The organism is Citrobacter sp. R4, from assembly GCF_026719175.1.
Classification (GTDB): Bacteria; Pseudomonadota; Gammaproteobacteria; order Enterobacterales; family Enterobacteriaceae; genus Citrobacter_A; species Citrobacter_A sedlakii.
In genome coordinates this window covers 1-24,855 of record NZ_JAPPSU010000002.1, presented here as the reverse complement: position 1 = coordinate 24,855, position 24,855 = coordinate 1, and the positions used below count along the sequence as shown (strand labels likewise).

At 53.5% G+C, this 24,855-nt stretch carries 37 protein-coding genes; 31 read left to right on the top strand and 6 right to left on the bottom strand.

The window, feature by feature from the left end; genetic code table 11:
• Positions 1-4 precede the first annotated feature (4 nt).
• Entirely contained in the window at positions 5-211 is a 207-nt protein-coding gene (locus tag OOJ60_RS05575; RefSeq protein WP_199956558.1) for a hypothetical protein, read from the top strand.
• A gap of 1 nt (position 212) precedes the next feature.
• On the opposite strand, the gene OOJ60_RS05570 is transcribed toward OOJ60_RS05575, so the two are convergent.
• From OOJ60_RS05570 to OOJ60_RS05555, 4 genes are all read right to left on the bottom strand, one after another.
• Positions 213-881 carry an SOS response-associated peptidase gene (locus OOJ60_RS05570; protein WP_205612175.1) on the bottom strand — a complete coding sequence of 223 codons (669 nt, stop codon included), beginning with the start codon at positions 879-881 and terminating at the stop codon, positions 213-215.
• Between the two features lie 331 nt (positions 882-1,212).
• Positions 1,213-2,418, bottom strand: a complete 1,206-nt coding sequence (locus OOJ60_RS05565; RefSeq protein WP_205612174.1) for a DUF4236 domain-containing protein — start codon at positions 2,416-2,418, stop codon at positions 1,213-1,215.
• A 451-nt stretch (positions 2,419-2,869) separates the two neighbouring features.
• Entirely contained in the window at positions 2,870-3,895 is a 1,026-nt protein-coding gene (locus tag OOJ60_RS05560) for a site-specific integrase (RefSeq protein WP_205612173.1), read from the bottom strand.
• A 1-nt stretch (position 3,896) separates the two neighbouring features.
• On the bottom strand, positions 3,897-4,529 hold the full coding sequence (locus tag OOJ60_RS05555; RefSeq protein ID WP_057060131.1) for a phage repressor protein CI: 633 nt from the start codon (positions 4,527-4,529) through the stop codon (positions 3,897-3,899).
• A 119-nt stretch (positions 4,530-4,648) separates the two neighbouring features.
• Here OOJ60_RS05555 and OOJ60_RS05550 point away from each other — a divergent pair, with 119 nt between their 5' ends.
• From OOJ60_RS05550 to OOJ60_RS05490, 13 genes are all read left to right on the top strand, one after another.
• Entirely contained in the window at positions 4,649-4,891 is a 243-nt protein-coding gene (locus tag OOJ60_RS05550; protein WP_057060132.1) for a Rha family transcriptional regulator, read from the top strand.
• 32 nt (positions 4,892-4,923) lie between these two features.
• Complete coding sequence (locus OOJ60_RS05545) at positions 4,924-5,433, top strand: phage regulatory CII family protein (protein ID WP_103786896.1); 510 nt, start codon at positions 4,924-4,926, stop codon at positions 5,431-5,433.
• A 7-nt stretch (positions 5,434-5,440) separates the two neighbouring features.
• The gene (locus OOJ60_RS05540; protein WP_015386352.1) at positions 5,441-5,641 is read left to right on the top strand and encodes a phage filamentation protein Fil family protein; all 201 of its coding nucleotides are present in this window, start codon (positions 5,441-5,443) and stop codon (positions 5,639-5,641) included.
• Complete coding sequence (locus tag OOJ60_RS05535; RefSeq protein WP_205612172.1) at positions 5,605-5,946, top strand: DUF5347 domain-containing protein; 342 nt, start codon at positions 5,605-5,607, stop codon at positions 5,944-5,946. Before OOJ60_RS05540 ends, OOJ60_RS05535 begins: the two co-directional genes overlap by 37 nt.
• Positions 5,947-6,013: 67 nt before the next feature.
• Complete coding sequence (locus OOJ60_RS05530) at positions 6,014-6,247, top strand: DUF2732 family protein (protein WP_045415245.1); 234 nt, start codon at positions 6,014-6,016, stop codon at positions 6,245-6,247.
• Positions 6,247-6,474 (top strand): TraR/DksA family transcriptional regulator, encoded by a 228-nt coding sequence (locus OOJ60_RS05525; RefSeq protein ID WP_013098805.1) that lies wholly within the window; start codon positions 6,247-6,249, stop codon positions 6,472-6,474. The genes OOJ60_RS05530 and OOJ60_RS05525 overlap by 1 nt, the downstream gene beginning before the upstream one ends.
• Positions 6,471-7,316, top strand: coding sequence for a DNA adenine methylase (locus OOJ60_RS05520; protein ID WP_205612171.1), 846 nt, complete (start codon positions 6,471-6,473; stop codon positions 7,314-7,316). Before OOJ60_RS05525 ends, OOJ60_RS05520 begins: the two co-directional genes overlap by 4 nt.
• Positions 7,313-8,323 carry a phosphoadenosine phosphosulfate reductase domain-containing protein gene (locus OOJ60_RS05515; protein ID WP_205612170.1) on the top strand — a complete coding sequence of 337 codons (1,011 nt, stop codon included), beginning with the start codon at positions 7,313-7,315 and terminating at the stop codon, positions 8,321-8,323. The genes OOJ60_RS05520 and OOJ60_RS05515 overlap by 4 nt, the downstream gene beginning before the upstream one ends.
• Positions 8,324-8,412: 89 nt before the next feature.
• The gene (locus OOJ60_RS05510; RefSeq protein WP_233470885.1) at positions 8,413-10,743 is read left to right on the top strand and encodes a replication endonuclease; all 2,331 of its coding nucleotides are present in this window, start codon (positions 8,413-8,415) and stop codon (positions 10,741-10,743) included.
• A 157-nt stretch (positions 10,744-10,900) separates the two neighbouring features.
• Positions 10,901-11,089: a hypothetical protein gene (locus OOJ60_RS05505; RefSeq protein WP_001154444.1), complete on the top strand. Its 189-nt coding sequence runs from the start codon at positions 10,901-10,903 to the stop codon at positions 11,087-11,089.
• 11 nt (positions 11,090-11,100) lie between these two features.
• On the top strand, positions 11,101-11,334 hold the full coding sequence (locus OOJ60_RS05500; RefSeq protein WP_080113007.1) for a DinI family protein: 234 nt from the start codon (positions 11,101-11,103) through the stop codon (positions 11,332-11,334).
• 75 nt (positions 11,335-11,409) lie between these two features.
• Complete coding sequence (locus tag OOJ60_RS05495; protein ID WP_205612168.1) at positions 11,410-11,667, top strand: hypothetical protein; 258 nt, start codon at positions 11,410-11,412, stop codon at positions 11,665-11,667.
• 266 nt (positions 11,668-11,933) lie between these two features.
• Complete coding sequence (locus OOJ60_RS05490; RefSeq protein ID WP_205612167.1) at positions 11,934-12,632, top strand: DUF4145 domain-containing protein; 699 nt, start codon at positions 11,934-11,936, stop codon at positions 12,630-12,632.
• A gap of 8 nt (positions 12,633-12,640) precedes the next feature.
• On the opposite strand, the gene OOJ60_RS05485 is transcribed toward OOJ60_RS05490, so the two are convergent.
• Entirely contained in the window at positions 12,641-13,681 is a 1,041-nt protein-coding gene (locus tag OOJ60_RS05485) for a phage portal protein (protein WP_205612166.1), read from the bottom strand.
• On the bottom strand, positions 13,681-15,447 hold the full coding sequence (locus OOJ60_RS05480) for a terminase ATPase subunit family protein (protein ID WP_205612165.1): 1,767 nt from the start codon (positions 15,445-15,447) through the stop codon (positions 13,681-13,683). Before OOJ60_RS05480 ends, OOJ60_RS05485 begins: the two co-directional genes overlap by 1 nt.
• 142 nt (positions 15,448-15,589) lie before the next feature.
• Here OOJ60_RS05480 and OOJ60_RS05475 point away from each other — a divergent pair, with 142 nt between their 5' ends.
• The 17 genes from OOJ60_RS05475 to OOJ60_RS05395 form a co-directional block, all read left to right on the top strand.
• Entirely contained in the window at positions 15,590-16,423 is an 834-nt protein-coding gene (locus OOJ60_RS05475) for a GPO family capsid scaffolding protein (protein ID WP_205612164.1), read from the top strand.
• A 16-nt stretch (positions 16,424-16,439) separates the two neighbouring features.
• Positions 16,440-17,519 carry a phage major capsid protein, P2 family gene (locus OOJ60_RS05470; protein ID WP_205612163.1) on the top strand — a complete coding sequence of 360 codons (1,080 nt, stop codon included), beginning with the start codon at positions 16,440-16,442 and terminating at the stop codon, positions 17,517-17,519.
• A gap of 3 nt (positions 17,520-17,522) precedes the next feature.
• Complete coding sequence (locus OOJ60_RS05465; protein WP_205612162.1) at positions 17,523-18,173, top strand: phage terminase small subunit; 651 nt, start codon at positions 17,523-17,525, stop codon at positions 18,171-18,173.
• 93 nt (positions 18,174-18,266) lie between these two features.
• Positions 18,267-18,731 carry a head completion/stabilization protein gene (locus OOJ60_RS05460; protein ID WP_205612161.1) on the top strand — a complete coding sequence of 155 codons (465 nt, stop codon included), beginning with the start codon at positions 18,267-18,269 and terminating at the stop codon, positions 18,729-18,731.
• The gene (locus tag OOJ60_RS05455) at positions 18,731-18,934 is read left to right on the top strand and encodes a tail protein X (protein ID WP_000868184.1); all 204 of its coding nucleotides are present in this window, start codon (positions 18,731-18,733) and stop codon (positions 18,932-18,934) included. The genes OOJ60_RS05460 and OOJ60_RS05455 overlap by 1 nt, the downstream gene beginning before the upstream one ends.
• 3 nt (positions 18,935-18,937) lie before the next feature.
• Positions 18,938-19,153, top strand: coding sequence for an HP1 family phage holin (locus OOJ60_RS05450; RefSeq protein WP_000171565.1), 216 nt, complete (start codon positions 18,938-18,940; stop codon positions 19,151-19,153).
• On the top strand, positions 19,134-19,643 hold the full coding sequence (locus tag OOJ60_RS05445) for a lysozyme (RefSeq protein ID WP_058109215.1): 510 nt from the start codon (positions 19,134-19,136) through the stop codon (positions 19,641-19,643). The genes OOJ60_RS05450 and OOJ60_RS05445 overlap by 20 nt, the downstream gene beginning before the upstream one ends.
• 4 nt (positions 19,644-19,647) lie before the next feature.
• Positions 19,648-20,025: a DNZ54_00345 family protein gene (locus OOJ60_RS05440; RefSeq protein ID WP_001528673.1), complete on the top strand. Its 378-nt coding sequence runs from the start codon at positions 19,648-19,650 to the stop codon at positions 20,023-20,025.
• Positions 20,022-20,450, top strand: a complete 429-nt coding sequence (gene lysB / locus OOJ60_RS05435; protein WP_162926034.1) for an Rz-like lysis system protein LysB — start codon at positions 20,022-20,024, stop codon at positions 20,448-20,450. The genes OOJ60_RS05440 and lysB overlap by 4 nt, the downstream gene beginning before the upstream one ends.
• The gene (gene lysC, locus OOJ60_RS05430) at positions 20,335-20,583 is read left to right on the top strand and encodes an Rz1-like lysis system protein LysC (protein WP_223151184.1); all 249 of its coding nucleotides are present in this window, start codon (positions 20,335-20,337) and stop codon (positions 20,581-20,583) included. The genes lysB and lysC overlap by 116 nt, the downstream gene beginning before the upstream one ends.
• Positions 20,546-20,977 (top strand): phage tail protein, encoded by a 432-nt coding sequence (locus OOJ60_RS05425; protein ID WP_013098790.1) that lies wholly within the window; start codon positions 20,546-20,548, stop codon positions 20,975-20,977. Before lysC ends, OOJ60_RS05425 begins: the two co-directional genes overlap by 38 nt.
• Complete coding sequence (locus OOJ60_RS05420; RefSeq protein ID WP_063886529.1) at positions 20,970-21,416, top strand: phage virion morphogenesis protein; 447 nt, start codon at positions 20,970-20,972, stop codon at positions 21,414-21,416. The genes OOJ60_RS05425 and OOJ60_RS05420 overlap by 8 nt, the downstream gene beginning before the upstream one ends.
• A 68-nt stretch (positions 21,417-21,484) precedes the next feature.
• A complete protein-coding gene (locus OOJ60_RS05415; RefSeq protein ID WP_205612160.1) occupies positions 21,485-22,063 on the top strand; it encodes a phage baseplate assembly protein V in 579 nt (192 codons plus the stop codon).
• Positions 22,060-22,419, top strand: coding sequence for a GPW/gp25 family protein (locus tag OOJ60_RS05410; RefSeq protein WP_063886526.1), 360 nt, complete (start codon positions 22,060-22,062; stop codon positions 22,417-22,419). The genes OOJ60_RS05415 and OOJ60_RS05410 overlap by 4 nt, the downstream gene beginning before the upstream one ends.
• Entirely contained in the window at positions 22,406-23,314 is a 909-nt protein-coding gene (locus OOJ60_RS05405) for a baseplate assembly protein (RefSeq protein WP_205612159.1), read from the top strand. The genes OOJ60_RS05410 and OOJ60_RS05405 overlap by 14 nt, the downstream gene beginning before the upstream one ends.
• Positions 23,307-23,912, top strand: coding sequence for a phage tail protein I (locus OOJ60_RS05400; protein ID WP_205612158.1), 606 nt, complete (start codon positions 23,307-23,309; stop codon positions 23,910-23,912). The genes OOJ60_RS05405 and OOJ60_RS05400 overlap by 8 nt, the downstream gene beginning before the upstream one ends.
• The coding region (locus OOJ60_RS05395; RefSeq protein ID WP_233470879.1) for a phage tail protein at positions 23,909-24,855 on the top strand (947 nt) is incomplete at its 3' end. The genes OOJ60_RS05400 and OOJ60_RS05395, both read left to right, overlap by 4 nt.

Below are 24,855 nucleotides of genomic sequence, written 5' to 3'. Positions count from 1 at the left end.
ATGAATGTATACCATCAATTACCAAAGCGAGACTTTCATGAGAACGCCAATAACTAAAGAAGAAGTAGATATGTTGATTAATGACCTCGATATGTTGGGAGATCAACAATTAGTTGGAATCGAAGCTTATGAAGCGATGCGCCTTCTGGAGATGAGAAGACAAACCTCTCAATTGGAAGCAATAAAGCAGTTGTTAGAAAGGAAACAATAAGTTAAAGCGGGATAATCAAATCAGCCCCTTGATTTTTCACATTCCCCACGGCACGCGATACAGCGTGCCAGGTAAATTTATCTACTGGCACTGTACCATCGGCAATTATCGCCTCTGCCTCTTTCCCCCCAACATCCTGTCGCATCCATTCCCTTGCTGCTTCCGGCGTAAGCACAAGTGGCTGTCGGTCGTGTATATCGACCAGTCCCTGATCTGCTGCTGATGTCACGATGAGAAAACCTTCAGCTTCGTCGCCGCGCTCAAACGGTATGCTTCCGATCGCAGCCATAAATATTGGTTGACCGTCTGCACGGTGGATGAAGTAGGGCTGTTTCTTATCGCCTTCCTTCTTCCATTCAAACCATCCGTCAGCGAAGCATATAGCCCGGCCATGCTGCCATAGAGGTTTAAACATTCTGCTGGTGGCCGCAGTTTCAACGCGTGCGTTAATCAGTGGCGGTTTTTCCCACCATCCTGGCGCGTACCCCCAGTAAACTGGATCAAGATGAAGTTGTTCGTCACGCTCACTCAGCAGCAGAACTTTGGTCCCAGGAGCCACATTGTATCGACCAATTGGTTCCGGATCGTATGCGATGTCACGTTCAGCTTCATCAGCTAAATAGCTCAGGTATTCTTCACGGGTTTGAGATTGAGCGAATCTTCCACACATAGGTTAACCTCCCGTCGTCAGACTGAAAGTATAGGGTAGAGAGAAAAAGTGGCGCGCGCCGGTAATGATTTAAAGGGAGGCTATACGGTAATTCGAAATGAAAAATTTGTGTATTGATGAATTCCGAAACTGAGCAGAGAGCAAAACGAGGCAACAATCGTAAATTGCTTTGTATCTAACAGGCTTTATTCCCCGGTTTCACCCCACAGGCTCCCCATTCAAATTTAAGGCATAAAAAAACCAGCCATAACAGGCTGGTTCTTAAGGGGAATTTTGGTCGGCACGAGAGGATTTGAACCTCCGACCCCCGACACCCCATATCTGCGATAAGTTAGGTCTGTACCAACGCTTCAGATTCTGTGAGTGATGTCTGATAGCGCTTTACTGCCTCAGCAAAGGCTTGCGCGGCATCTGCATTAGATACCATATATTCTTCAGTTACCCCTGTTTGAGAATGGAAAGTAATATTTCCATAAATGCAAATAGGGATTTGGTAGTTGTCTTTAAATCGCCGGTCTGGCGAGCCATTCTTATTCGTTTTCGCCCATGTATGGCCATCTATGCGAGAATCACTGGGAACACCTTCTTCCTCATGAAATCTTCGATATTCTGAACTGATTTGTAATTCGCGTAAATCAATCAGAGCGAACGCTCCATCAGCTCGTGGTAGGACTGCAACTCCAGGATAAAGCAAAATATCGTCGCCATTCACATTTTCAAACCGCATCGCACGCCCTGCAAATTGAATGAGATCCGTTGAACTGAAATCAAAGGTAACTGGGTGACGATTAACAGACCTGGTTGCTAATGTTCTTTCGGCAAACTGGTCTGTAGCTTTATCTGCAGTAATATCCCATTTTTTGACACTCGATTTTAACATATCGAATGCACGGACCATTGCTGCATATGCGCGCTGTGAAGTATCACTGCTCTCGAAGGTTATGGCTATTTTTGTGCTGTCCTCCCAAGATACTAGGCGAGATATCTCAGCCTGAGTTAGTGGGAGTTCTGTCTCAAGTTCTGCGATACGTCGTTTGTAAAACCAACGGAATAGACTTGATTTGCGTCGAACCAGCTCGTTCTTTTGGTTTGATTCTTCAGCAAGAGCCTCTTGTAGGTCAGCTTTTATCTCCGCCCTTTGTTCTCGCGCTTTAGCAATCAAATCTCGTAAAGGTAAAAGGGAGGTGCTCGTCAGGACTTCTACCGAAGCGCTGGAAATTTCATTCATGCCAGCCATGGGCATATATATTTTAGCGTTCGATGGGGTGTTACTTGGAAATGCTTCCGGCATTCCAAAATGTGGCTCTGTGGAGGACGGCGCTAATGGATTGGTAACTGAGTGCCCATCATCATAGGGCAGGGTAGGTGTAGTATAAGATAAGCCTGTACCCGGTAGTCCGACAGTCGCTCTGAGTCCTTTTGTCCCAACATTGACAGTTGCACCAGGTACACCGATGCTTGCGCTTATTCCACGTTTACCAATGTTGAGCTTAACGCCAGGAAACAGAGTAAACGTTTGTCTGAAACGAAGAGACATAAAGTTATCCCTATGTAGTTTTGTGCACCAAAGTTCGAAATGTTTTTATATGAACATTGAGCTGATACAGAAGCCTATCCTTAGCTCATCTTCATACCGCCATGATACAGCGGTTTACTTGCTGGTGAAGTAAAATGAAAAAACCCGCATAAGCGGGCTTTTTCATCACTCGGGAGCCGCGGCTCCTTTGCGTATCCTTTTTTGTCCCCTCACCGTCTGGCTGGTGTCCTGCTGAGACTGCTAACTACCTGTTATTTCTAGCGATGTCCTATCACTGTCCAATCATGATTGGTGGAGCTGGCGGGAGTTGAACCCGCGTCCGAAATTCCTACATACCATTTTTACTGTAATGAAATCAGTTATTTACGTTTAAAAACAGAGTGTTAGTGTTATTTGGTGTTTGTCCGTTTTATGCCTTTTTAACGCTCTGCCGCCAAAGTGCCGCCATAAATTAGCGGTTCCAGTTGAGATTGTGAAGCGGGTTTTTGGTAACGGCATCTTCCAGGTGGTCGGGTGCAAAGTGTGCGTAAACCATCGTCATTTTAATATCGGCATGGCCTAGAATATCGCGCAGTACCAGTATGTTTCCGCCGTTCATCATAAAGTGGCTGGCGAATGTGTGGCGCAGTACATGCGTGCACTGGCCTTCAGGCAAGTCGATACCCGCTCTTTTTACTGCGCGCTCAAAAGCTTTTCTGCAGGGTGTGAATAGCTTACCTCTGTTTTTGGGCAGATCGTCATAAAGATCCTGAGATATCGGTACGGTTCGGTTTTTCTTGCCTTTGGTTTTGGTATAGGTGATCCGGTATTTAGATAACTGATGGCCCTGCAGGTTTTCGGCTTCACTCCACCGCGCGCCGGTGGCCAGGCATACCTTTGCGATCATTAATAGGCTGGGGCTTTGAGAATCAGCGCAGGCATCAAGCAGGCGTTTAATTTCGTCTTGGGCAAGGAACGCCAGTTCCCCCTCTGCGATTTTGAATGTTGGTAGCCCGGCGAGCGGGTTAGGCGCTGACCAGTGGCCCAGCTTTTTCAGGGTGCCAAAAACGGATGATAGGTTACGCTGTTCCAGGTTTACCGTGCGGGGCTTTACTGGCGACATCAGCGCGCCGTTTTCGTTACGTACTTCACCTTTTAATCGTGCTTCGCGATATTTTGTAAAGTCACCGGCGGTTAACTCAGAGGCGACGGGATCGCCCAGGCCATTGCAGATAATATTCAGTTTCGCCATTAGGCGCTTGGGGTCTGCGAGCGTCTGGCCGTAAAGGGAGTGCCACTGCTCAATCAATTCTGACAAACGCCGCCGATCTTCCTTTTCACCCAGCCACGGCTTTTTGTTCACTTCATCCATGGTGAAGTTTTCGAATGCTACAGCCTCGCCCTTTGTCGCAAATTGCTTGCGCACGCGCTTGCCGTCACGCCCGTTCGGGTAACACTCGCACAACCATTTTCCGTTCGGCTGTTTTCTGATGGTCATATCAAAGGCTCTTAATAATTTTCAATGCGCGGCCAACAACCTCGATATCATCCAAGCTGCACTCAAACGAAGAGTCATCTTGATGCACAACTAATCTGTTTCCCGGAAGGCGAGTTAGCTTAACAATGCTTTTTATCCCGTCGATATCGACCAACCACATCCCATTCACTGGTGGTGTCTGGTTACGGTCAACTAAATATGAATCGCCAGTGGTATTTACGAGAAGCAGCTCGTTTGAGTCAGGGGGAAGCAGGCTGCTATCAATGATGGCCTTCCCGGCTTCAACCAACGAACCTCCTATAAGGGTAGCCTTGTCAATCTCTGGCGATATAAGTTCAGAAAGAGGTTTTACCTTGCTGGAGTTCACGATATTGATACTTTTTTTATCATCAATTTTTGCTCCTGGTTCGCCTTGTCCTGTGGTTAGCCAGAGTAACGAAACGCCTGTTTCAAGAGCGCATTGGATCACCCATTCTGCAGGAAAGCTGTCCCTTAAGTATCTGTTTGCCATGGTGCTTTTAGATGCGCCTAGGTGATCGCATAGCTGCTGTCTGGACTTGAAATCATAGGCAGCCATCAACCTATGGATAGCCTCTCTACCCCCTGTATTCTCGCCTGCTTTCACCTGTATCATTTTTTAATCCTATTGACGTATCAAATATTGGATCGTAGTATCTCGATTGTTCAAATGTTGAATCACATAAAACAAGATAAAACGACATAAACCAAACCTTAACTGAGAGATACTGCACTATGAGCACTGATATTTCAATTCGTGTACCAAAAGAGATGGCTACGCCTGCGGAATTCGCCGAATGGGAAGGCATTTCACGCGGTTCTGTTTATCAAAAAATCCACCATGGTCAGCTGGCTAAATACATGGTTAAAAAGGATAAAAATAAGGGCCGCGTAAGCCTGCGTTATCTTATGTACAAAACCGATCAGGTTCGCGAGTCCCTTGGTCATTCCAACTTCCGCGTTGTTGTTGGTCAGTGAGTTCAATTATGAGAACTTTCGAAGAGGCTCACATGTTTGATTATAAGATTTCCAAACATCCGCACTTTGACGACGCCTGCCGGGCTTTCGCACTACGTCACAACATGGCGAAGCTGGCGGAACGCGCCGGAATGAATGTCCAGACTCTGCGCAACAAGCTGAACCCGGACCAGCCACATCAACTGACGCCGCCGGAAATCTGGATGCTGACGGATATCACTGAGGACTCCACGCTGGTTGACGGTTTTCTGGCTCAGATTCACTGCCTGCCATGTGTACCGATGAACGAAGTGGCAAAAGAGAAGCTGCCGCATTACGTCATGAGCGCTACTGCTGAAATCGGACGTGTTGCTGCGGGTGCCGTATCGGGTGATGTGAAAACCACCGCAGGCCGCCGCGATGTTATCAGCAGCATTAACTCTGTTACTCGTCTGATGGCACTGGCTGCCGTTTCGATGCAGGCGCGTTTGCAGGCTAACCCGGCGATGGCAAGCGCGGTGGATACCGTGACGGGCCTCGGTGCTTCGTTCGGTCTGATCTGAGGTGGTTATGCTGACTAAAGAACCATCTTTCGCGTCACTTCTCATAAAGCAAAGCCCGGCAATGCACTACGGTCACGGCTGGATCATGGGGAAGGATGGCAAACGCTGGCACCCGTGCCGCTCTCAGGATGAACTGCTGGCTGACCTGTCCACAACCAAACAGGGGAAATCATGGCTATTGAAGGCGCTACGGCGACTGTTCCATTAAGCCCCGGTGAACGTCTGGACGGACTAAACCATATTGCGGAATTGAGGGCTAAAGTGTTTGGTCTGAATATTGAGCCGGAGCTTGAAAGGTTTATTAAAGATATGCGCGATCCACGCGACGTAAATAATAAACAGAATGAGCGGGCACTGGCAGCCATTTTTTATATGGCAAAAATTCCGGCAGAACGTCACGGCGTCAATATTAGTGAACTGACTACTGACGAAAAGCGGGAACTGGTGAACGCAATGAATCATTTTCGTGCAGTGGTGAGCTTATTTCCAAAGCGGCTAACCATGCCGAATTAATCCACAACAGAAATTAATGGCGTAAACCCGCCGGGCTTCTTATTGCCCAAATTCAGGAGAAACAACTATGCGAAATATTGAAACCCGTACCATTAAAACAGGACCAGATGATGCTGGACTCAACCTGCTGCTGACTGAGGCACGCAAAGAAGAACGCCGGGGACGCGCAGATGTGATGGCTGCGCGTCTGGATTCTTTAGCTGCCCGTATCGTGTCACGTCAGCTTAACCACACGGAAGCGGCTGAGCTGCTGCGTCAGGAAGCTGTGAAGATTCAGAACGAAGCGCAGGAGATCCACTGATGGCTGATTCAATGGACCTCGTACAACAGCGCGTTGAAGAAGAACGCCAGCGCCACATCCACACCGCCCGCAATAAGGCACCGGGCGTTTCCCGTGTTCTCTGCATTGATTGCGATGCGCCGATCCCGCCAGCTCGCCGCCGCGCCATTCCGGGCGTGCAGTGCTGCGTCACTTGTCAGGAAATAGCAGAGCTGAAAGGCAAACATTACAACGGAGGTGCTGTATGAGCACTATCCTGAAATGGGCGGGAAATAAAACCGTCATCATGCCGGAACTGAAAAAACACCTTCCTGCTGGCCCGCGACTGGTTGAACCTTTCGCGGGTTCATGCGCTGTAATGATGGCGACAGACTATCCTCATTATCTTGTTGCTGATATTAATCCTGATTTGATTAATCTTTATTTGATGATTCAGAAAGATCATGAGGCTGTCATTCAGATAGCGAGGGAGTTATTTAAAGGTTTTAATTCGGATGTTCAGTATTACCGTGTCCGCCAGCACTTCAATTACTCCCTTTCTAATGAAGTAGAAAAAGCAGCATATTTTCTATATTTGAATCGCCATTGTTATCGCGGTTTGTGCCGCTATAACTTAAGTGGAATTTTCAATGTCCCTTACGGTAATTATAAAAATCCGTATCTCCCTGAAAATGAAATACGCGCTTTTGCCGAAAAGGCACAACGCGCAACGTTTATCTGCGGCAGCTATGACGAGACACTGGCGCTGCTGCAGGCGGGGGATGTTGTCTACTGTGATCCACCATATGACGGCACGTTTACCGCTTATCACACTGCCGGTTTTACGGAGGACGATCAGTATCATCTGGCGTCTATTCTTGAGCGCCGCTCATCAGAAGGTCATCCGGTTATCGTGTCCAACAGCGACACATCCCTGACACGCTCCCTTTATCGTAATTTCACCCGCCACCGTATCACCGCAAAACGCAGCATGGGTGTGGCTGCGGGTGATGGTAAATCTGCAGCCGAAATCATCGCCACGAAGTCAGTGCGCTGGTTCGGTGTTGATTTAGCCAGAGGTCCAGACCGTACCGTTGAGGTGCGCGTATGAATGCCATCGATCCGCGCTGCTTCGCTGCCAGCACCATCAACACCATCAGTATTTCAGGCGGCAAAGATAGTCTTGCACAGTGGCTAAGAGCCATTGAAAACGATGTTCCGCATATCTCTGTCTTTGCTGATACGGGCCATGAACACCCCCAGACGATGGAATATCTGGATTATCTGGAATCAAAGCTGGGCAAGGTTATCCGCGTTAAAGCTGATTTCACACGCCAGATAGAAGGGAAACGTAAATTTATTGCGGAAAAGTGGCCTGTTTCTCTGGTTCAGGAATGCGGTATGTCGCCGGATGAGGCTGCAGAACGTATCCACCGGGCACTGGAAATCCTTAAACCAACCGGCATTCCGTTTCTTGATCTGTGCATGTGGAAAGGCCGTTTTCCTTCAACAAAAGTTCGTTTTTGTACTTTTGAGCTGAAACATGAGCCGGTGCGTACGCAGGTGATCGTCCCGGCTCTGGAGAAATACGACGAGGTAATCAGCTGGCAGGGCGTCAGGGGACAGGAATCCCCAGAACGTGCTTTGCTGCCTGAGTGGGAGGAAGACGCAGACGATACACCGGGCCTTCATGTTTATCGTCCGATCCTCAACTGGCTGCATGAAGATGTGTTCGCTCTTGCCAGACGCCATGGCATTAAGCCTAACCCACTTTATCTGCAGGGCTGCAGCCGTGTCGGGTGTATGCCATGCATTCACGCCCGCAAGTCCGAGCTTGCAGAAATTTTCCAGCGCTGGCCTGAAGAAATCCGCCGTGTGGCTGAATGGGAGAGGATGGTTGCGGAATGTTCACGGCGTGGCAATTCAACATTCTTCCCGTCCACGCATGACCCGCGCCGTGCTGAAAAACGTATTGAAGTCATTACCGTTGATGCTTATGGCATTGAGTCTTATCGCGACTGGGCCTTAACCACTCGTGGCGGTGTGCAGTTCGATCTGCTGGCTGGCATGAACGATAAGGCAGTGTGCAGCAGTGTTTATGCCGGAGTCTGCGAGTGACGGAAATCAGTACAGGCCGCTTCGCCGCCCCATTTGTTACTGAAACTCCCGGTAGTGTTGAAAATGCTACCGGGCCTTATTCGTGGAATTTGCCCAGGAACGCAGTTAACCCCTATCTGAACCCGGCGGAAGTTGCGCCGGAGTCTGCGCTTTCAAACCTGATCGCTCTTTACGCTGCGGATAACGAGCAGGAGCAGCTGCGCCGTGAGGCGCTGAGCGATGAGGTCTGGGAACGTTATTTCTTCAATGAATCCCGTGATCCTGTCCAGCGCGAAATGGAGCAGGACCGGCTGATTAGTCGTGCCAAAATGGCGCGCGAGCAGCAGCGTTTTAATCCCGATCTGGTCATTCTGGCTGACGTTAACGCCATGCCGCCCCACATCAGCAAGCCTTTGCTGGAACGGATTAAATATTTCCATAGCCTGGGCAGGGCAAAGGCTTATTCCCGCTACCTGCGCGAAACCATCAGGCCGTGTCTTGAGCGGCTGGAGCGCGTGCGTGACAGTCAGGTGTCTGCGTCTTTCCGGTTCATGGCGAGCCATGACGGGCTGGAGGGGCTGCTGGTACTGCCTGAAATGAGTCAGGATCAGGTCAAGCGCCTTTCCACGCTGGTTGCGGCACATATGAGCATGTGTCTTGATGCGGCCTGCGGTGATTTGTTTGTCTGTGACGATGTTAAACCAGAAGAAATCCGCCAGGCATGGGAAAGGGTTGCCGCAGAAGCCATGCGCCTTGAGGTAATCCCGCCTGCCTTTGAGCAGTTGCGCCGCAAAAAGCGCCGCCGCAAGCCGGTGCCTTATGAACTGATCCCACCGTCGCTGGCGCGTATGCTGTGCGCGGACTGGTGGTATCGCAAACTTTGGCAGATGCGCTGCGAGTGGCGGGAGGAACAGCTGCGTGCCGTCTGCCTGGTCAACAAAAAAGCGTCCCCGTATGTCAGCTATGAAGCCGTGATCCACAAACGCGAGCAGCGCCGCAAATCGCTGGAGTTCTTCCGCTCGCATGAGCTGGTCAACGAAGACGGCGACACGCTGGACATGGAAGACGTGGTGAACGCCAGCAACAGCAACCCGGCACACCGCCGTAATGAAATGATGGCCTGTGTTAAGGGACTGGAGCTGATCGCGGAAATGCGCGGAGACTGCGCGGTGTTTTATACCATCACCTGCCCGTCACGCTTCCACGCAACCCTCAACAACGGCAGACCTAATCCGAAGTGGACCAGTGCCACTGTCCGGCAGAGCAGTGACTACCTGGTTGATACGTTCGCCGCTTTCCGCAAGGCCATGCACAAGGCCGGGTTGCGCTGGTATGGCGTTCGCGTTGCAGAGCCGCACCATGACGGCACCGTGCACTGGCATCTTCTGTGCTTCATGCGCAAAAAAGACCGCCGTTCCATCACCGCACTGCTGCGTAAGTTTGCCATCCGTGAAGACCGCGAGGAGCTGGGCACCAATACCGGGCCGCGCTTCAAGTCCGAGCTAATCAATCCGCGCAAGGGAACGCCGACCAGCTATATCGCCAAATACATCAGTAAGAACATCGACGGGCGTGGGCTGGCTAAAGAAATCAGCAAAGAAACCGGCAGATCACTGCGTGACAGCGCCGAGCATGTCAGCGCCTGGGCGTCACTGCACCGTGTTCAGCAATTTCGTTTCTTTGGTATTCCTGGGCGTCAGGCATACCGCGAGCTGCGCTTGCTGGCAGGTCAGGCGGCGAGAGTACAGGGCGAACGCAAAGCGGGTGCGCCGGTACTGGATAATCCACGTCTGGATGCGGTACTGGCGGCGGCTGATGCGGGCTGCTTTGCCACCTACATTATGAAGCAGGGCGGTGTACTGGTTCCCCGCAAACATCACCTTGTCCGCACGGCTTATGAGCTTAACGACGAACCGAGCGCCTACGGCGATCACGGTATCCGTATCTATGGCATCTGGTCCCCTATTGTAGAGGGCAAGATTTGCACGCACGCGATGAAGTGGAAAAAGGTTCGTAAGGCCGTTGACGTTCAGGAGGCGGCAGCCGACCAGGGCGCTTGCGCCCCTTGGACTCGTGGCAATAACTGTCCCCCTGTTGAAAATCTAAACAAATCAGGGGGTGATTTACCCGATATTAAAACCATGGATGAGAAGGAGCTGCAGGAATATCTCCACAACATGGGCCAGAAGGAACGGCGGGAGCTGACAGCCAGGCTAAGGCTGGTAAAACCGAAGCGGAAAAAAGCCTATAAACAGACTATTTCGGATCAGCAGCGCCTGCAGCTTGAGGCAGAACTGAGTTCCAGAGGGTTCGATGGCAGTGAATCTGAGATCGATCTACTTTTGCGCGGCGGCAGTATCCCGTCAGGTGCCGGGCTGCGTATTTTTTACCGCAACCATCGCCTGCGGGAAGATGATAAATGGCGGCAATGGTACGGCTGAGGCGGGGTTAACAATTTGTGCTTTATTGATCAGCATCAGATCCATCTAATTGACTGACCAAAAACAGTTTTACATTTTCCTTTTCCTACTATACTGTAATTATAAACAGTGGATATATATACAGTATTGTGTATCCGTAGCAGTGAGAGGAGGGAAGATGCAGGACTATCTTTTGGAGTCTTTGAAACTCCAGCGCATTGATTTTTTTATCAAGCTTGTAGCTGCCAGTGAGTGCAGCGACGAAGAAAAGAGGCTGGCTATCCAGTGGGTGTCTGAACTGACCGATGAGCTGATGGCGAAAATTCGCAGCCATGAATACAGCCGGTCAATGGACGTAACCAGTTAAGGGGAATCTGTATGCGCATTGAAATAATGATCGATAAAGAGCAGAAGATTAGCCAGTCCACGCTGGACGCCCTTGAAACCGAGCTTTACCGAAATTTGCGCCCTCTGTATCCCAAAACAGCTATTCGTATTCGCAAGGGCAGCGCAAACGGCCTCGAACTGAGCGGCTTAAGACTGGATGAAGATAAAAAGCGAGTAATGGAAATTATGCAGCAGGTCTGGGAGGACGACAGCTGGATGCATTGAGGAACGTTGCCAGCGTAAGAATTTAAATTCTTGCGCTGGCAAGGTTGAACAACGAGCAAGGCGAGGCGTTAGAAAATGGGTAAAGTTGACCAGAACTACCAGATAGTTTATCGGGGTGAAGAACTTAAAGTGTACATTCCGGGGGGATTGGTGTTCTTTCAACGTCCAAAGGAATGTGGAGGTGGTTACTGGTTAGGCCGTACTTATGATGGGCTGTTCTGGCTGGAACTTGAATTCCCCACTTCGCTGCACGACGGTCTGGTTTACCTCCTTCAACTTAAGAAAGTTGAAGCCCTGAGCAATGAGTTCGATGATAATTTTTCTTTGTTTTGACCTGCACGTGTGGGTGCATGGCTATGCTGCATGAGATCGCATGATCGTTTGAGGATCGTTTTTGCTGAGGCCCGCCAGAACTGGCGGGCTTTTGCTCATGTCATGCAGGTGCATGAAAACCACTACATAAAGCGGGCAGGCGTGGCGGGGATACGAGCGCGCGCTCATGGTTGGAATATTGAATTTGTGGTATCAAAGGGTTAGCTTTTTAAGCCGTTGAAAGTTAATAGTTGGGCATGTGTTTCATCAGTGGGAGGATGGCTGACATGGTGATGTTAGTGGACGACTGTCCAAGGTGTGGTTCGCAAAAAATTTCATTTGATGTTAATGGATTGAACCTTACTGGAGTTTACACAAACCTTGATGGGTCAAAAACGTACGAGTACGAGGTTTACTGTGTTTGCCGCGAATGTCGCAAGACAACTATGTTTATCTGCTGGCCTTTGGAAAAAAATAAAACTTTAGATGGTTACAATTGGGGAAGTGGGCTTTTTGGGCTAAAGGAGGTAGTCAATGTGGGTAGGCCTATTTCACCAGCTGACATAGCTGTAGATGAACCACCTGAATTTTTGCCTGAACATATAAACAGCGCATATGAGGAAGGGGCAAAATGTTTGGCAATTGGCTGCTATAACGCTGCGGCAACCATGTTTAGGCTTTGTCTTGATTATGCAACTAAAGGACTTGTTCCTAATGATGAGCAAGGGCCTGCACAGAAAATCAAGAGAAGCTTAGGTTTAAGAATGGGATGGTTATTTGATAATCAACTCTTACCTGAGTCCTTGAGAGAACTGGCTGAATGTGTCAAAGATGATGGAAATGATGGCGCTCATGAAGGGATCTTAGATAAGGCTGCCGCTGAGGATCTTGAAGATTTTACCTATCTTTTTTTAGAGCGTCTTTATACTGAACCTCAGCGCCTTATCGAAGCCCGAATAAGGCGTGAGCAAAGGCGAAATAAATAAGGTAAGAATTATTCCTCAGCAAGGGTATAGGGCGTGAATTTAATCACTTCTTCGCCCAGCCAGTCGTTAAGCTCCTGCAGTCGCTTCTGCAGCGGCATCAGTTCGTTGCGGACAAAGACACGGCTGGCCTTTTCCACATCGCCAAAGCCGCCGGTATTGTTGGGAATAATCCCCATCATCTGCGGCGGAACGCGGTGAGCTGCCATCATGTCATCGCGGCTCACGTTCTTGATGTTCAGAAATTCATCTTTTGCCGCCACCTCTGACAGAGGGATGATCTGAATACCGTCCTTTTTGCCGTTGGGTGAGTACATAAACAAGTTTCGGAAGTTGCCCGGTCCTTTGGCGCTTTTCATTGCCTGGCGGATGTTGTTCACGTCCTCCTGGTTCTGCGCCGCGTCAGTCATGTACATGATAAAACCCGCGTGGCTGCCGTTGATGTAATACTTGCGGCGGAACAGCGTTGCTGACTCATTCAGCAGAGCAGAAGGGATGGCGGACAGGTATTCCGGCAGGCCGTAAATTTCCTGGTTCAGGTCCGGCTCCATCAGGTGAAAGATACTGCCTTTAGTGAACTCGTAGGGCTGCCTGGTTAGACCGTATTGCACAAACCAGTAGGTGTCTAAGTCGATCCCGCGGCGGGTGTATTTCGCCAGCGATGGCTCCAGCGACAGAATGCCGCCGAGCCGGTTCGTTCGTTTCTCCAGATAAGCGTTACCAAACACCAGATAGTCCTGCACAAAGCGGCTGAATGCTTGCTGGCTCAGTAGTGGATGTGGGATAAATGTACTGGTCAAAATGTTGCGCTTGACGGCAATCGGTGAGCTGTGATGTACGGCGGCGCGATAGGTGCGAGCCAGCCCATCAAAACTGACCGGCGGTTCATACCATCTGTCCATCTGTACGCATTCCACATAGTCCAGCAGCTCGCGGCGGTCCAGTACCGGGATCGGATCGCCAAAGCTGAAAGCCTCGGCACTTACGCCTGTGTTTTTAGGTGCCGTAGCTTCTGTTGGCGTTGTACTGGTTAAGGCTTCGTGTTCACTCATCAAAAAATCTCCACAATATTGCTGGTATTGGCGGATTCGCCCTGCAGCGGTTCGTTAAACAGTGCGTGCATCGTTGCCCAGGCCAAATCTGCGTGGCTGGCTTCTTCGCTGCGGCTGGCTTCGTAGGTGGGGCGGTTGCCGCTGGCGGTAGTGGCACGGCGGATTGCCATAAAGGACTGCGCAATGTCGGTGTGTCCCGCGTCAAACTCCAGACGGCGGTGGCTGATAATGTCGTAGGCTTTTAGCACCAGGGCGTTTTTGACGTTGGGGTTGTAGACAAACTCCCGAACCGCTGGGAAAAAGTCTTTTACGTTCAGGTAAACACCGTGACCGACGCCGGTCGAGTCGATGCCGATATAGGTCACGTTGTACTGCTGCGTCAGTTTTTTAATAGCGTCAGCCTGGGCGCGGAAGTCCATCCCGCGCCACTGGTGCCGTTCAAGAATACGGAACTTGCCGCCCGGTACGGTTGGCGGTGCCACCACCACGCACCCGGCGCTGTCACCGTTCTGCGTGCCTTTCGCTGGGTCGTATCCGATCCAGACTTCGCGCCAGCCAAACGGGCGCAGCGCCAGCGCCTGAAAATCTGCCCACACTTCCCAGCTGTCCACCATGCACGCCTGCAGCTCGCTGAGCGGGAACACTGACGCCAGATCGTCAATAAATTCGCACATCAGCAGGTTCTGGTATTCGTCCGGGCTGTACTCCATGCGCAGCTGGTCGAGGTCGAACAGATTACAGCCGCCGCGCACCGCATCTTCCACGGTGACGATCTGGCGATACTGTCCGTCCGGGCAGAGCACGCCGCGCGCAAGGTTGTTGTGGGTCAGGTCAATGTCCACCTTGTCTGCTTTGGCGCGGCCCCGGTTGAATAGTGCGCCGGACCAGAACGGATAGGCGCTGTGGGTCAGGCTGGATGGGGTGGAGAAGTAGGTTTGTCGCCATTTCTTGTGAATGGCCATGCCGGAGGCAACCTTGCGCAGCTCCTGGAATTTCGGTATCCAAAAATATTCATCAAGGTACAGGTTGCCGTGGTAGCTCTGCGCCGTGCGGGCATTGGTGCCGAGGAAGTACAGGCACGCGCCGTTGCTGAGCGTCATCGGGTCGCCTTTCAGCTCAACATCCACCTCTTTTGCAAAGTCGATGATGTACTGCTTAAAGACGTGCGCCTGTGCCTTACTGGCTGAAAGGAAAATCTGGTTGCGCCCGGTGGTGATGGCATCAATCAGCGCTTCGCGGGCAAAAAAGTATGTTGCCCCAATCTGGCGTGACTTAAGCAGGTTGCGAATGCGGTGTTTTACGCCTGCCTGCCACCAGTGGCGCTGATATTCAAACATGCCGTTGCGGAAGATTTCTTCCAGCTTTTCGGTCTGTTCATCAGTGAAAACATTCTTTTCTGGCTGGCGGCGCGGGCCTTTGTTGCGGTTGGCAACTTTCGGGTTTAAGTCTGCTTCGTTCCCGCCGTCGTTAAATTTACCGATCCGGGCGTGGCGCTCTGACTGGCGCGCCAGCAGGTCAATCTCCTTGAAGTCTTTCCCTTCTTTGTGCTCCTTCATGATGAGCTGGCAGTAACGTGCGGCGGTGGTGAGCTGCATCTGATCCAGCGGCCCATAGTCGCCCCACTTGTCGCGCTTCTTCCAGCTGTGAACGGTTGCAACTTTTTCGCCCAGCATTTCAGCAATGCGGGCTACGCGGTATCCCTGAAAGTACAGCAGCATGGCCTGCCGACGGGGATCGAGGTCTGCGGGGGTCAGTGTCGTGTTCATGGCCCAAACATACGGCCTTGCCTGACGGCTTTCCCCGGCTGCGGTTTGTGTGGTTTACCGTACAAGTGCCGCGCGTTGTTTCACTCCCCCCATCACCGCAAACATAAGGCTCCAGTAAGTTTTTTCTAACGGAGCACGGCTCATGACAGTGAAAGCAAAGCGTTTCCGTATCGGGGTGGAAGGTGCCACCACTGACGGGCGCGAAATCCAGCGTGAATGGCTGGTACAGATGGCTGCCAGCTACAACCCGACGGTTTATACCGCGCTGATTAACCTTGAGCACATCAAGTCTTATCTGCCGGACAGCACCTTTAACCGCTACGGCAGGGTGACGGGGCTGGTTGCAGAAGAAATCAAGGACGGGCCGCTGGCGGGCAAGATGGCGCTTTATGCCGATATCGAACCCACGGACGCCCTGGTGGAACTGGTGAAGAAAGGCCAGAAGCTTTTCACCTCCATGGAGGTCAGCACGAAGTTTGCCGACACCGGCAAAGCCTACCTTGTGGGGCTGGGTGCGACGGACGATCCGGCGAGCCTTGGCACCGAAATGCTGGCATTCAGCGCCAGCGCCGCGCACAACCCACTGGCGAACCGTAAGCAGAACCCTGAAAACCTGTTTTCGGAAGCGGTTGAAACGCTGATCGAACTGGAAGAAGCCCAGGACGAAAAGCCGTCCCTCTTTGCCCGCGTCACCGCGCTGTTCACCAAAAAAGAGCAGACCGATGAGGCGCGCTTCTCCGACGTGCATAAAGCCGTGGAACTGGTTGCCACCGAGCAGCAGAACCTGAGCGAGCGCACGGATAAATCCCTGACCGAACAGGACAAGCGCCTTTCTGAGCTGGAGTCATCCCTGCAGGAGCAGCGGACCGCCTTTGCCGAGCTTGAGCAAAAGCTGAGCAGCGAAGACAGCCGTAAAGACTACCGCCAGCGCGCGCCGGGCGGTGACGCACCGGCAGGCACCCTGACCAATTGCTGATGGAGCATAAAACCCGATGAAAAAGAAAACCCGCTTTGCCTTTAACGCTTACCTGCAGCAGCTGGCGCGCCTGAACGGTGTGGAGATTGAAGAACTCTCCAGCAAGTTCACCGTGGAACCCTCTGTTCAGCAGACGCTGGAAGACCAGATCCAGCAGTCAGTAGCTTTCCTTTCGCTAATTAACATCACGCCGGTCACTGAGCAGTCCGGTCAGTTGCTGGGGTTGGGTGTTGGTTCAACCATTGCCGGAACCACTGACACCACCACCAAAGAGCGTGAACCTACCGATCCGATGCTGATGGAGGACGTGGAATATAAATGCGAGCAGACCAACTTTGATACGGCAATAACCTACGCAAAGCTGGATCTGTGGGCAAAATTCCAGGACTTCCAGGTGCGTATCCGCAACGCCATCGTCAAGCGTCAGGCACTGGACCGCATCATGATTGGCTTTAACGGCGTGAAGCGTGCAAAAACGTCCAACCGTGCTGAAAACCCGCTACTGCAGGACGTCAATAAAGGCTGGCTGCAGAAAATTCGCGAAGATGCACCGGATCATGTCATGGGAAGCACCACAAAAGACGGTGTTACGACAGCGGGCACCGTTAAAGTCGGTAAAAAGGCTTCTGAATTAACTGAAGGCGGCTACGAAAATCTGGACGCACTGGTAATGGATGCGGTTAACGAACTGATCGATGTGGTCTATCAGGACGATGACGAGCTGGTTGTCGTCTGCGGACGTGAACTGCTGTCTGACAAGTATTTCCCGCTGGTCAACAAAGAGCAGGACAACAGCGAGAAAATCGCCGCCGATCTGATCATCAGCCAGAAACGCATGGGCGGCCTGCAGGCTGTGCGCGCGCCTTTCTTCCCGGCAAATGCCCTGCTGATCACCCGTCTGGATAACCTGTCCATCTACTGGCAGGAAGATACCCGCCGCCGTTCAGTTATCGACAACCCGAAACGCGACCGGATTGAAAACTTTGAATCCGTCAACGAGGCGTATGTGGTCGAGGACTACCGCTGCGCGGCGCTGGTAGAAAACATCGAAATCGGTGATTTCAGCGCGCCTGCCGCACCGGAAAGTGGGGAATAACGCATGAGCCTGAGTCCCGCACGGCAGCACCGCCTGCGCATTCAGGCTGAACAGGCCGCCCGTGAGGGCGGCAGTGTTCGCCATGCGTCGGGCTATGACCTGATGCTGCTGCAGCTGGCAGAAGACCGCCGCCGCCTCAAGGGCGTCCAGTCCACGGTGAAAAAGGCGGAAATCAAGGTGGAACTGTTGCCGAAATATTCCGCCTGGGCGGAGGGCGTGCTGGCTGCCGGAGGTGCGCAGCAGGATGACGTGCTGATGTACGTGATGCTGTGGCGTATCGATGCCGGTGATTATGCCGGTGCGCTGGAAATCGGGCGTCATGCGCTGCGCCATGGCTGGGTGATGCCGCTGGGCAACCGTAACGTGCAGACCGTGCTGGCAGAAGAAATGGCAGACGCGGCGCAAAGCGCTCTGCTTGCCGCTATCGGTTTTGATGCCGATCTGCTTCTGCAGACGCTGGACCTGACCGCCGATCTGGATATGCCGGACCAGTCGCGGGCGCGCCTGCATAAAGCCATCGGCGCTGTACTGAGCGAAAGCAACCCGGCATCTGCACTGAATCACCTTACCCATGCGCTGCAGCTCGATCCCCGCTGTGGCGTGAAAAAAGAAAAGCAGCAGCTGGAGCGCAGACTGCGCAATGACAGCCGCTAACGAACGTGCCCCGCGCACGGGCGGCACGGGGTGGCGAACGGCACTGCCACATCAAAACCCCGTCCACCGCCCACTTATTCAGGAGAAAGCCGCATGAAGTTTGTTGCGCCCGAACAGGCACCGGAACTGGCGGAGGTCATCAAAAATACGCCGTTCTGGCCTGATGTGGATCTGTCGGAATTTCGCAGTGTGATGCGCACTGACGGCACGGTGACGCCGCCACGTTTAAAGCAGGTCGTGCTGACGGCAATTTCTGAGGTTAACGCTGAGCTGTTCGACTTCCGCAGCCGTCAGCAGATGCTGGGCTGGCGGACACTTGCTGAGGTTCCCGCAGAAATGCTGGACGGCAAAAGCGAGCGTATCCGGCACTACCACAACGCTGTTTTTTGCTGGGCGCGCGCCGTGCTCAATGAGCGTTATCAGGACTATGACGCCACGGCGTCAGGTGTGAAGCGAGGGGAGGAGCTGGCGGAGGCCAGCGGCGATCTGTGGCGTGATGCCCGCTGGGCTATCAGCCGGGTGCAGGATGCACCGCACTGTACGGTGGAGCTTATCTGATGAAAGTGCGTGCGCATCAGTATGACACGGTGGACGCGCTTTGCTGGCGTCATTACGGGCGTACGCAGGGTGTCACTGAGCAGGTTCTGCAGGCAAATCCGGGGCTGGCTGAGTACGGCCCATTTTTACCGCACGGGCTGCAGGTGGAGCTGCCGGACATTACGGCGTCAACCACGGCGCAGACCGTCCAGCTATGGGACTGAATTATGACGCTTGAACGAATCAGCGCCTTTATCACTTACTGCATCGCCGTGCTGCTGGCATGGCTGGGCGATCTGTCGCTCAAGGATGCGTCAACGGTTGGCGGCGTACTGATTGGTGTGCTGATGCTGGCTATCAACTGGTACTACAAACACCAGTCTTTCAAATTGTTACGTGGCGGCAAAATTTCGCGGGGGGAATATGAATCCTTCAATCGTTAAGCGCTGCCTTGTCGGGGCGGTGCTGGCTATCGCCGCCACGCTGCCCGGTTTCCAGTCGCTTCATACCTCCGTTGAGGGGCTGAAACTGATCGCCGATTACGAGGGATGCCGCCTGCAGCCTTATCAGTGCAGCGCGGGCGTTTGGACTGACGGGATCGGCAATACGTCCGGTGTGGTGCCGGGCAAAACTATCACTGAACGGCAGGCGGCGCAGGGACTTATCACCAATGTGCTGCGCGTGGAGCGGGCGCTGGAAAAATGTGTGGTACAGCCGATGCCGCAAAAGGTCTATGACGCGGTGGTGTCGTTTGCTTTCAACGTGGGCACCGGCAACGCCTGCAACTCCACGCTGGTTAAGTTGCTGAACCAGCGGCGCTGGGCGGATGCCTGCCATCAACTGCCGCGCTGGGTATATGTCAAAGGTGTGTTTAATCAGGGGCTGGACAACCGCCGCGCGCGGGAAATGGCCTGGTGCTTAAAAGGAGCATAACGGAATGAAAAAGAAAGTCATGAGCGTTTTTTTCCAGCTGGCATGGGCTGCGCTGTTGGTTATCAGCCTGCTGTATCCGCGCAGCGTTGCGCCGGTTCTGGTTGGTGCGTCTGTCTGGGTGTCATGCTTTCTCGCCTGGCTGCTTGCTGCGCTGTGCGCTGTAGGGTGGTTCGCCGGAGATCGGGCGCGCGATGAGGTCAGGGCGGCATTGCTGAAATTCAGGGCACACCCCGTAAAACCCGTGCGTACATGGGTAATCAGGCTGCTTATTGTTCTGTGCCTGGCGTTTTCTGGATGGGTGATCACCCTGGTGTTTTACCTGCTGACGCTGGTTCTGTATCAGATTGCCCGCGCGCCGCTTCATGAGCCGATGGCGGCCTGATGCGTGCGCTGGCGGTAGTGCTGGCGCTGGCACTTGCGGCGCTGGGCTGGCAGTCGTGGCGGCTTAACAATGCCAGCCACACTATCGAGACGCAGGGCGCGGCGCTGAAAAGCAAAACGCAGGAGCTGACGAAGAAAAACAGCCAACTGATCGGCCTGTCCATTCTGACCGAAACCAACAGCCGGGAGCAGGCGCGGCTTTATGCTGCAGCGGAACAGACCACCGCACTTCTGCGCAGCCGCCAGCACCGGATCGAGGAACTGAAACGTGAAAATGAGGATTTGCGCCGCTGGGCTGATACTCCTTTGCCTGCTGACATTATCCGGCTGCGGGAGCGTCCGGCCCTCGCCGGAGGTGCAGCTTACCGTGAGTGGCTGTCCCAGAGTGACGCAGTGCCGTCTGGAAAGGTCAGCGCCGCGCAGTAACGGCGATCTGAACGCGGTGCTGGATGAAACCGAGGCCGCCTGGGCGGTCTGTGCTGACAAAGTGGACACGATTATTGCGTGTCAGGAGCGAGACAGTGAACAAACCGCAGTCCTTACGCAGCGCCCTGAATAAAGCGGTTGCTTATGTCCGCGACAACCCGGACAAGCTGCATCTTTTCGTTGATAACGGCTCACTGGTGGCAACAGGTGCCAGCTCCATGTCATGGGAGTACCGCTACACCCTGAACGTGGTGATCGAGGATTTCAGCGGCGACCAGAATCTGCTGATGGCTCCTGTGCTGCTGTGGCTAAGTGACAACCAGCCGGATGCTATCAATAACCCGGAGCTGCGCGAAAAACTGTTCACCTTTGAAGTGGATATTCTGCGCAACGATGTATGTGACATAAGCCTGAATCTGCAACTGACGGAGCGCGTGCTGGTCAGCACTGACGGCAGCGTGTCGAGCGTTGAAGCTGTGCCGGAACCGGACGAACCCGAAGAAATGTGGACGGTGAAACGTGGATGAGCTGCAGAGGGTGGATGACTGGCTGACGGCGCTGCTGGCAAATCTGGAGCCTGCCGCACGCAACCGTATGATGCGGCAACTGGCGCAACAGCTGCGCCGGACGCAGCAGCAGAACATCAGGCTGCAGCGTAATCCCGACGGCAGCGGCTATGAGCCGCGCCGGATGACGGCCCGTAGCAAAAAGGGGCGTATCAAACGCCAGATGTTTGCAAAGCTGCGCACAACAAAATACCTGAAAACCACCGCCAGTGCGGACTCCGCCAGCGTGCAGTTTGATGGCAAGGTGCAGCGCATTGCCCGTGTTCACCATTACGGCCTGCGGGATCGCGTCAGCCGAAAAGGCCCGGAGGTTCGCTACGCAGAGCGCCGCCTGCTGGGCGTGAATGAAGAAGTGGAAACCGTCACCCGTGACACCATGCTGCGCTGGCTGGCGGGGTGATCTTTGTTTCATCGCTGGTACAACCGCCAGAACTGCCTACCTTTTCCCTCTGATGGCAACCTTTCGTTATGAATGCACAACTGACCGAAATCATGCGTCTTATCACCAACCTGATCCGCACCGGCACCGTGTCCGAAGTGGACCGGGAAAACTGGCTGTGCCGGGTGAAAACGGGTGAGCTTGAAACGAACTGGATTAATTGGCTGACTTACCGCGCTGGTAAGTCTAGGACATGGTGGTGCCCGTCACCGGGTGAGCAAGTCGTGTTGTTCAGTCTGGGGGGAAATTTGGAAACCGCCTTTGCGCTACCGGCAGTTTATTCAAATGAATTCCCTCCACCGTCTGACTCTGAAAGTGCTGATGTGACGGAGTACCCGGACGGGGGCTGGTTTGAGTATGAACCCGCCACCGGGCGCTGGCATGTCCGGGGCATCAAATCCATGGTGATCGAGGCGGCGGACAATATCACCCTCAAAACCAGTGCGTTCGTGGTGGAAGCTGACACCACGCGTATTAACAGCGAGGTGGTGATCAATGGCGGCGTCACCCAGGGTGGCGGCGCGATGAGTTCTAACGGGATCGTGGTGGATGACCATGAGCATACTGGTGTTGCGAAGGGTGGTGCAAATACCGGAGGTCCGGTATGACGCTGTACATCGGCATGAACCAGAAAGACGGGCAGAGCATTACAGACACTGACCATCTGCGCCAGTCCGTGCGGGATATTCTGCTGACACCGCAGGGCAGCCGTATTGCCCGCCGGGAATATGGCTCCCTGCTGTCCGCCCTGATTGACCAGCCGCAGAACCCGGCGCTGCGCCTGCAGGTCATGTCTGCGGTCTATGTGGCCCTGAGTCGCTGGGAGCCACGGCTTACGCTGGATTCCATCACCATCAGCAGCAATTTTGACGGTTCCATGGTGGTTGAGCTTACCGGGCAGCGCAATAACGGCGAGCCGGTTTCCCTTTCGGTATCAACAGGAGCAGAAAATGGCAGTAATTGACCTTTCCCAACTGCCCGCGCCGCAGATAGTGGACATGCCGGATTTTGAGGCACTGCTGGCTGAGCGCAAGGCCGCTTTTGTGGCGCTCTATCCGGCAGATGAGCAGGACGCGGTGCGGCGCACGCTGGCGCTGGAATCTGAACCCGTTACCAAACTACTGCAGGAAAGCACCTACCGAGAAATCCTGCTGCGCCAGCGTATCAACGAGGCTGCGCAGGCGGTGATGGTCGCCTATTCGATGGGAAATGATCTTGAGCAGCTGGCAGCAAACTGCAACGTGAAACGCCTGACGGTAGTGCCTGCTGATAACGATGCGGTACCGCCGGTCGCAGCAGTGATGGAGGATGATGAGGCGCTGCGACAGCGCATACCTGCTGCATTTGAGGGGCTGTCGGTTGCTGGCCCGACTGGAGCATATGAATTTCACGCCAGAAGCGCGGACGGGCGCGTGGCGGATGCCAGCGCAACCAGCCCGGCACCGGCGGAGGTGGTGCTTACCGTTCTGAGCCGTGAGGGTGACGGCTCGGCTGGGGATGATCTGCTGGCGGTGGTGGAGCAGGCGCTTAACAGCGAGAGCGTGCGTCCCGTGGCAGACCGCCTGACGGTGCGCAGCGCCGAAATAATCCCGTACAGCGTAAATGCGACGATTTTTCTATATCCGGGGCCGGAAGCTGAGCCGGTAATGGAGGCGGCAAAAGCCAGCCTGCAGAAGTATATCGCCAGTCAGACGCGGCTGGGCCGTGATATCCGTCGCAGCGCGATTTATGCCGCGCTGCATGTCGAGGGTGTCCAGCGTGTGGAGCTGGCATCACCGCTGGAAGACGTTGTGCTGGATAAGACGCAGGCAGCGTCATGTACGGAATGGAGCGTAACCAATGGGGGCACGGATGAATAGCCTGCTGCCGCCAGGTTCATCGCCGCTTGAGCGCCGACTGGCGCAGACCTGCAGCGGCATTTCCGATCTGCAGGTATCGCTGCGCGACCTGTGGAACCCGGCAACGTGTCCGGTCAGGTTCCTGCCATATCTGGCGTGGGCGTTTTCCGTTGACCGCTGGGATGAAAGCTGGACGGAGAGCGTCAAGCGTCGTGTGGTACAGGATGCTTTTTATATCCATCAGCACAAGGGAACAACCAGTGCCGTTCGGAGAGTGGTTGAGCCATTCGGCTTCCTGATCCGCATCATTGAATGGTGGCAGACCGGAGAAATGCCGGGGACGTTTCGCCTGGATATTGGCGTGCAGGACCAGGGCATCACGGAAGAAACCTATCTGGAACTGGAGCGCCTGATCGGTGACGCCAAGCCGTGCAGCCGCCATCTGATCGGCATGTCCATCAACCTGCAGACCAGCGGCCCTTATTTTGTGGGTGCCGCCACCTACACCGGCGAAGAAATCACGATCTACCCGTATATCAACGAAACCATTATTTCCGGCGGCACCGCTTATGAGGGCGGGGCGGTCCATGTTATTGACACAATGAGAGTGAATCCATGAGCGCAAAATTTTATACCCTGCTGACGGATATCGGTGCGGCGAAACTGGCAAGCGCCGCCGCGCTTGGTGTTCCGCTGAAAATTACCCAGATGGCGGTGGGCGACGGTGGCGGCGTATTACCCACACCAAGCGCGCAGCAGACCGCGTTAGTTGCTGAAAAACGACGCGCCGCGCTGAATATGCTGTATATCGATCCGCAAAACAGTAGCCAGATTATTGCTGAGCAGGTGATCCCCGAAACGGAAGGCGGTTGGTGGATTCGTGAGGTCGGTCTTTTCGATGATACCGGCGCATTGATTGCCGTGGGAAACTGCCCGGAGAGCTACAAGCCGCAGCTCGCGGAGGGGAGCGGGCGCACGCAGACCGTGCGCATGGTGCTGATTACCAGCAGCACCGATAATATCACCCTGAAAATTGACCCTGCAGTAGTGCTGGCAACTCGCAAGTATGTGGATGACAAGGTGCTGGAGCTAAAAGTGTATGTCGATGACCTGATGGCTAAACACCTTGCAGCTGCAGATCCTCATACGCAATATGCGACCAAAGCCAGTCCGACATTCACTGGTACGCCAAAAGCACCAACGGCAGCGGCAGGCAATAATTCCACGCAACTAGCAAACACTGCTTTTGTGCAGGCGGCAATTGCGGCACTGGTGGCATCTTCTCCAACTGCACTCGATACGCTTAACGAACTGGCGGCGGCGTTGGGAAATGATCCTAATTTTGCCACCACCATGACAAATGCGCTTGCCGGAAAGATGGACAAGGCAGCCAATGGCAAAGACATTGCTGATGTTTCAGAGTTTCTCAAAAACCTTGGTTTGGGAGCAGGCGCGCCAGCCATAGGAATTCCGTTCTTCTGGCCGTCCTCTGCGATGCCGAATACGGTTATGGATGAATGGGCAGATATGGTGTTTCTGAAATTCAACGGTGCGACATTTTC

Bases quoted from the DNA above. Each gene is read 5' to 3' on its own strand.
- OOJ60_RS05575 (WP_199956558.1), top strand. From the start codon at position 5: ATGTATACCATCAATTACCAAAGCGAGACTTTCATGAGAACGCCAATA.
- OOJ60_RS05570 (WP_205612175.1), bottom strand. From the start codon at position 881: ATGTGTGGAAGATTCGCTCAATCTCAAACCCGTGAAGAATACCTGAGC.
- OOJ60_RS05565 (WP_205612174.1), bottom strand. From the start codon at position 2,418: ATGTCTCTTCGTTTCAGACAAACGTTTACTCTGTTTCCTGGCGTTAAG.
- OOJ60_RS05560 (WP_205612173.1), bottom strand. From the start codon at position 3,895: ATGACCATCAGAAAACAGCCGAACGGAAAATGGTTGTGCGAGTGTTAC.
- OOJ60_RS05555 (WP_057060131.1), bottom strand. From the start codon at position 4,529: ATGATACAGGTGAAAGCAGGCGAGAATACAGGGGGTAGAGAGGCTATC.
- OOJ60_RS05550 (WP_057060132.1), top strand. From the start codon at position 4,649: ATGAGCACTGATATTTCAATTCGTGTACCAAAAGAGATGGCTACGCCT.
- OOJ60_RS05545 (WP_103786896.1), top strand. From the start codon at position 4,924: ATGTTTGATTATAAGATTTCCAAACATCCGCACTTTGACGACGCCTGC.
- OOJ60_RS05540 (WP_015386352.1), top strand. From the start codon at position 5,441: ATGCTGACTAAAGAACCATCTTTCGCGTCACTTCTCATAAAGCAAAGC.
- OOJ60_RS05535 (WP_205612172.1), top strand. From the start codon at position 5,605: ATGGCTATTGAAGGCGCTACGGCGACTGTTCCATTAAGCCCCGGTGAA.
- OOJ60_RS05530 (WP_045415245.1), top strand. From the start codon at position 6,014: ATGCGAAATATTGAAACCCGTACCATTAAAACAGGACCAGATGATGCT.
- OOJ60_RS05525 (WP_013098805.1), top strand. From the start codon at position 6,247: ATGGCTGATTCAATGGACCTCGTACAACAGCGCGTTGAAGAAGAACGC.
- OOJ60_RS05520 (WP_205612171.1), top strand. From the start codon at position 6,471: ATGAGCACTATCCTGAAATGGGCGGGAAATAAAACCGTCATCATGCCG.
- OOJ60_RS05515 (WP_205612170.1), top strand. From the start codon at position 7,313: ATGAATGCCATCGATCCGCGCTGCTTCGCTGCCAGCACCATCAACACC.
- OOJ60_RS05505 (WP_001154444.1), top strand. From the start codon at position 10,901: ATGCAGGACTATCTTTTGGAGTCTTTGAAACTCCAGCGCATTGATTTT.
- OOJ60_RS05500 (WP_080113007.1), top strand. From the start codon at position 11,101: ATGCGCATTGAAATAATGATCGATAAAGAGCAGAAGATTAGCCAGTCC.
- OOJ60_RS05495 (WP_205612168.1), top strand. From the start codon at position 11,410: ATGGGTAAAGTTGACCAGAACTACCAGATAGTTTATCGGGGTGAAGAA.
- OOJ60_RS05490 (WP_205612167.1), top strand. From the start codon at position 11,934: ATGGTGATGTTAGTGGACGACTGTCCAAGGTGTGGTTCGCAAAAAATT.
- OOJ60_RS05485 (WP_205612166.1), bottom strand. From the start codon at position 13,681: ATGAGTGAACACGAAGCCTTAACCAGTACAACGCCAACAGAAGCTACG.
- OOJ60_RS05480 (WP_205612165.1), bottom strand. From the start codon at position 15,447: ATGAACACGACACTGACCCCCGCAGACCTCGATCCCCGTCGGCAGGCC.
- OOJ60_RS05475 (WP_205612164.1), top strand. From the start codon at position 15,590: ATGACAGTGAAAGCAAAGCGTTTCCGTATCGGGGTGGAAGGTGCCACC.
- OOJ60_RS05470 (WP_205612163.1), top strand. From the start codon at position 16,440: ATGAAAAAGAAAACCCGCTTTGCCTTTAACGCTTACCTGCAGCAGCTG.
- OOJ60_RS05465 (WP_205612162.1), top strand. From the start codon at position 17,523: ATGAGCCTGAGTCCCGCACGGCAGCACCGCCTGCGCATTCAGGCTGAA.
- OOJ60_RS05460 (WP_205612161.1), top strand. From the start codon at position 18,267: ATGAAGTTTGTTGCGCCCGAACAGGCACCGGAACTGGCGGAGGTCATC.
- OOJ60_RS05455 (WP_000868184.1), top strand. From the start codon at position 18,731: ATGAAAGTGCGTGCGCATCAGTATGACACGGTGGACGCGCTTTGCTGG.
- OOJ60_RS05450 (WP_000171565.1), top strand. From the start codon at position 18,938: ATGACGCTTGAACGAATCAGCGCCTTTATCACTTACTGCATCGCCGTG.
- OOJ60_RS05445 (WP_058109215.1), top strand. From the start codon at position 19,134: ATGAATCCTTCAATCGTTAAGCGCTGCCTTGTCGGGGCGGTGCTGGCT.
- OOJ60_RS05440 (WP_001528673.1), top strand. From the start codon at position 19,648: ATGAAAAAGAAAGTCATGAGCGTTTTTTTCCAGCTGGCATGGGCTGCG.
- OOJ60_RS05415 (WP_205612160.1), top strand. From the start codon at position 21,485: ATGAATGCACAACTGACCGAAATCATGCGTCTTATCACCAACCTGATC.
- OOJ60_RS05410 (WP_063886526.1), top strand. From the start codon at position 22,060: ATGACGCTGTACATCGGCATGAACCAGAAAGACGGGCAGAGCATTACA.
- OOJ60_RS05405 (WP_205612159.1), top strand. From the start codon at position 22,406: ATGGCAGTAATTGACCTTTCCCAACTGCCCGCGCCGCAGATAGTGGAC.
- OOJ60_RS05400 (WP_205612158.1), top strand. From the start codon at position 23,307: ATGAATAGCCTGCTGCCGCCAGGTTCATCGCCGCTTGAGCGCCGACTG.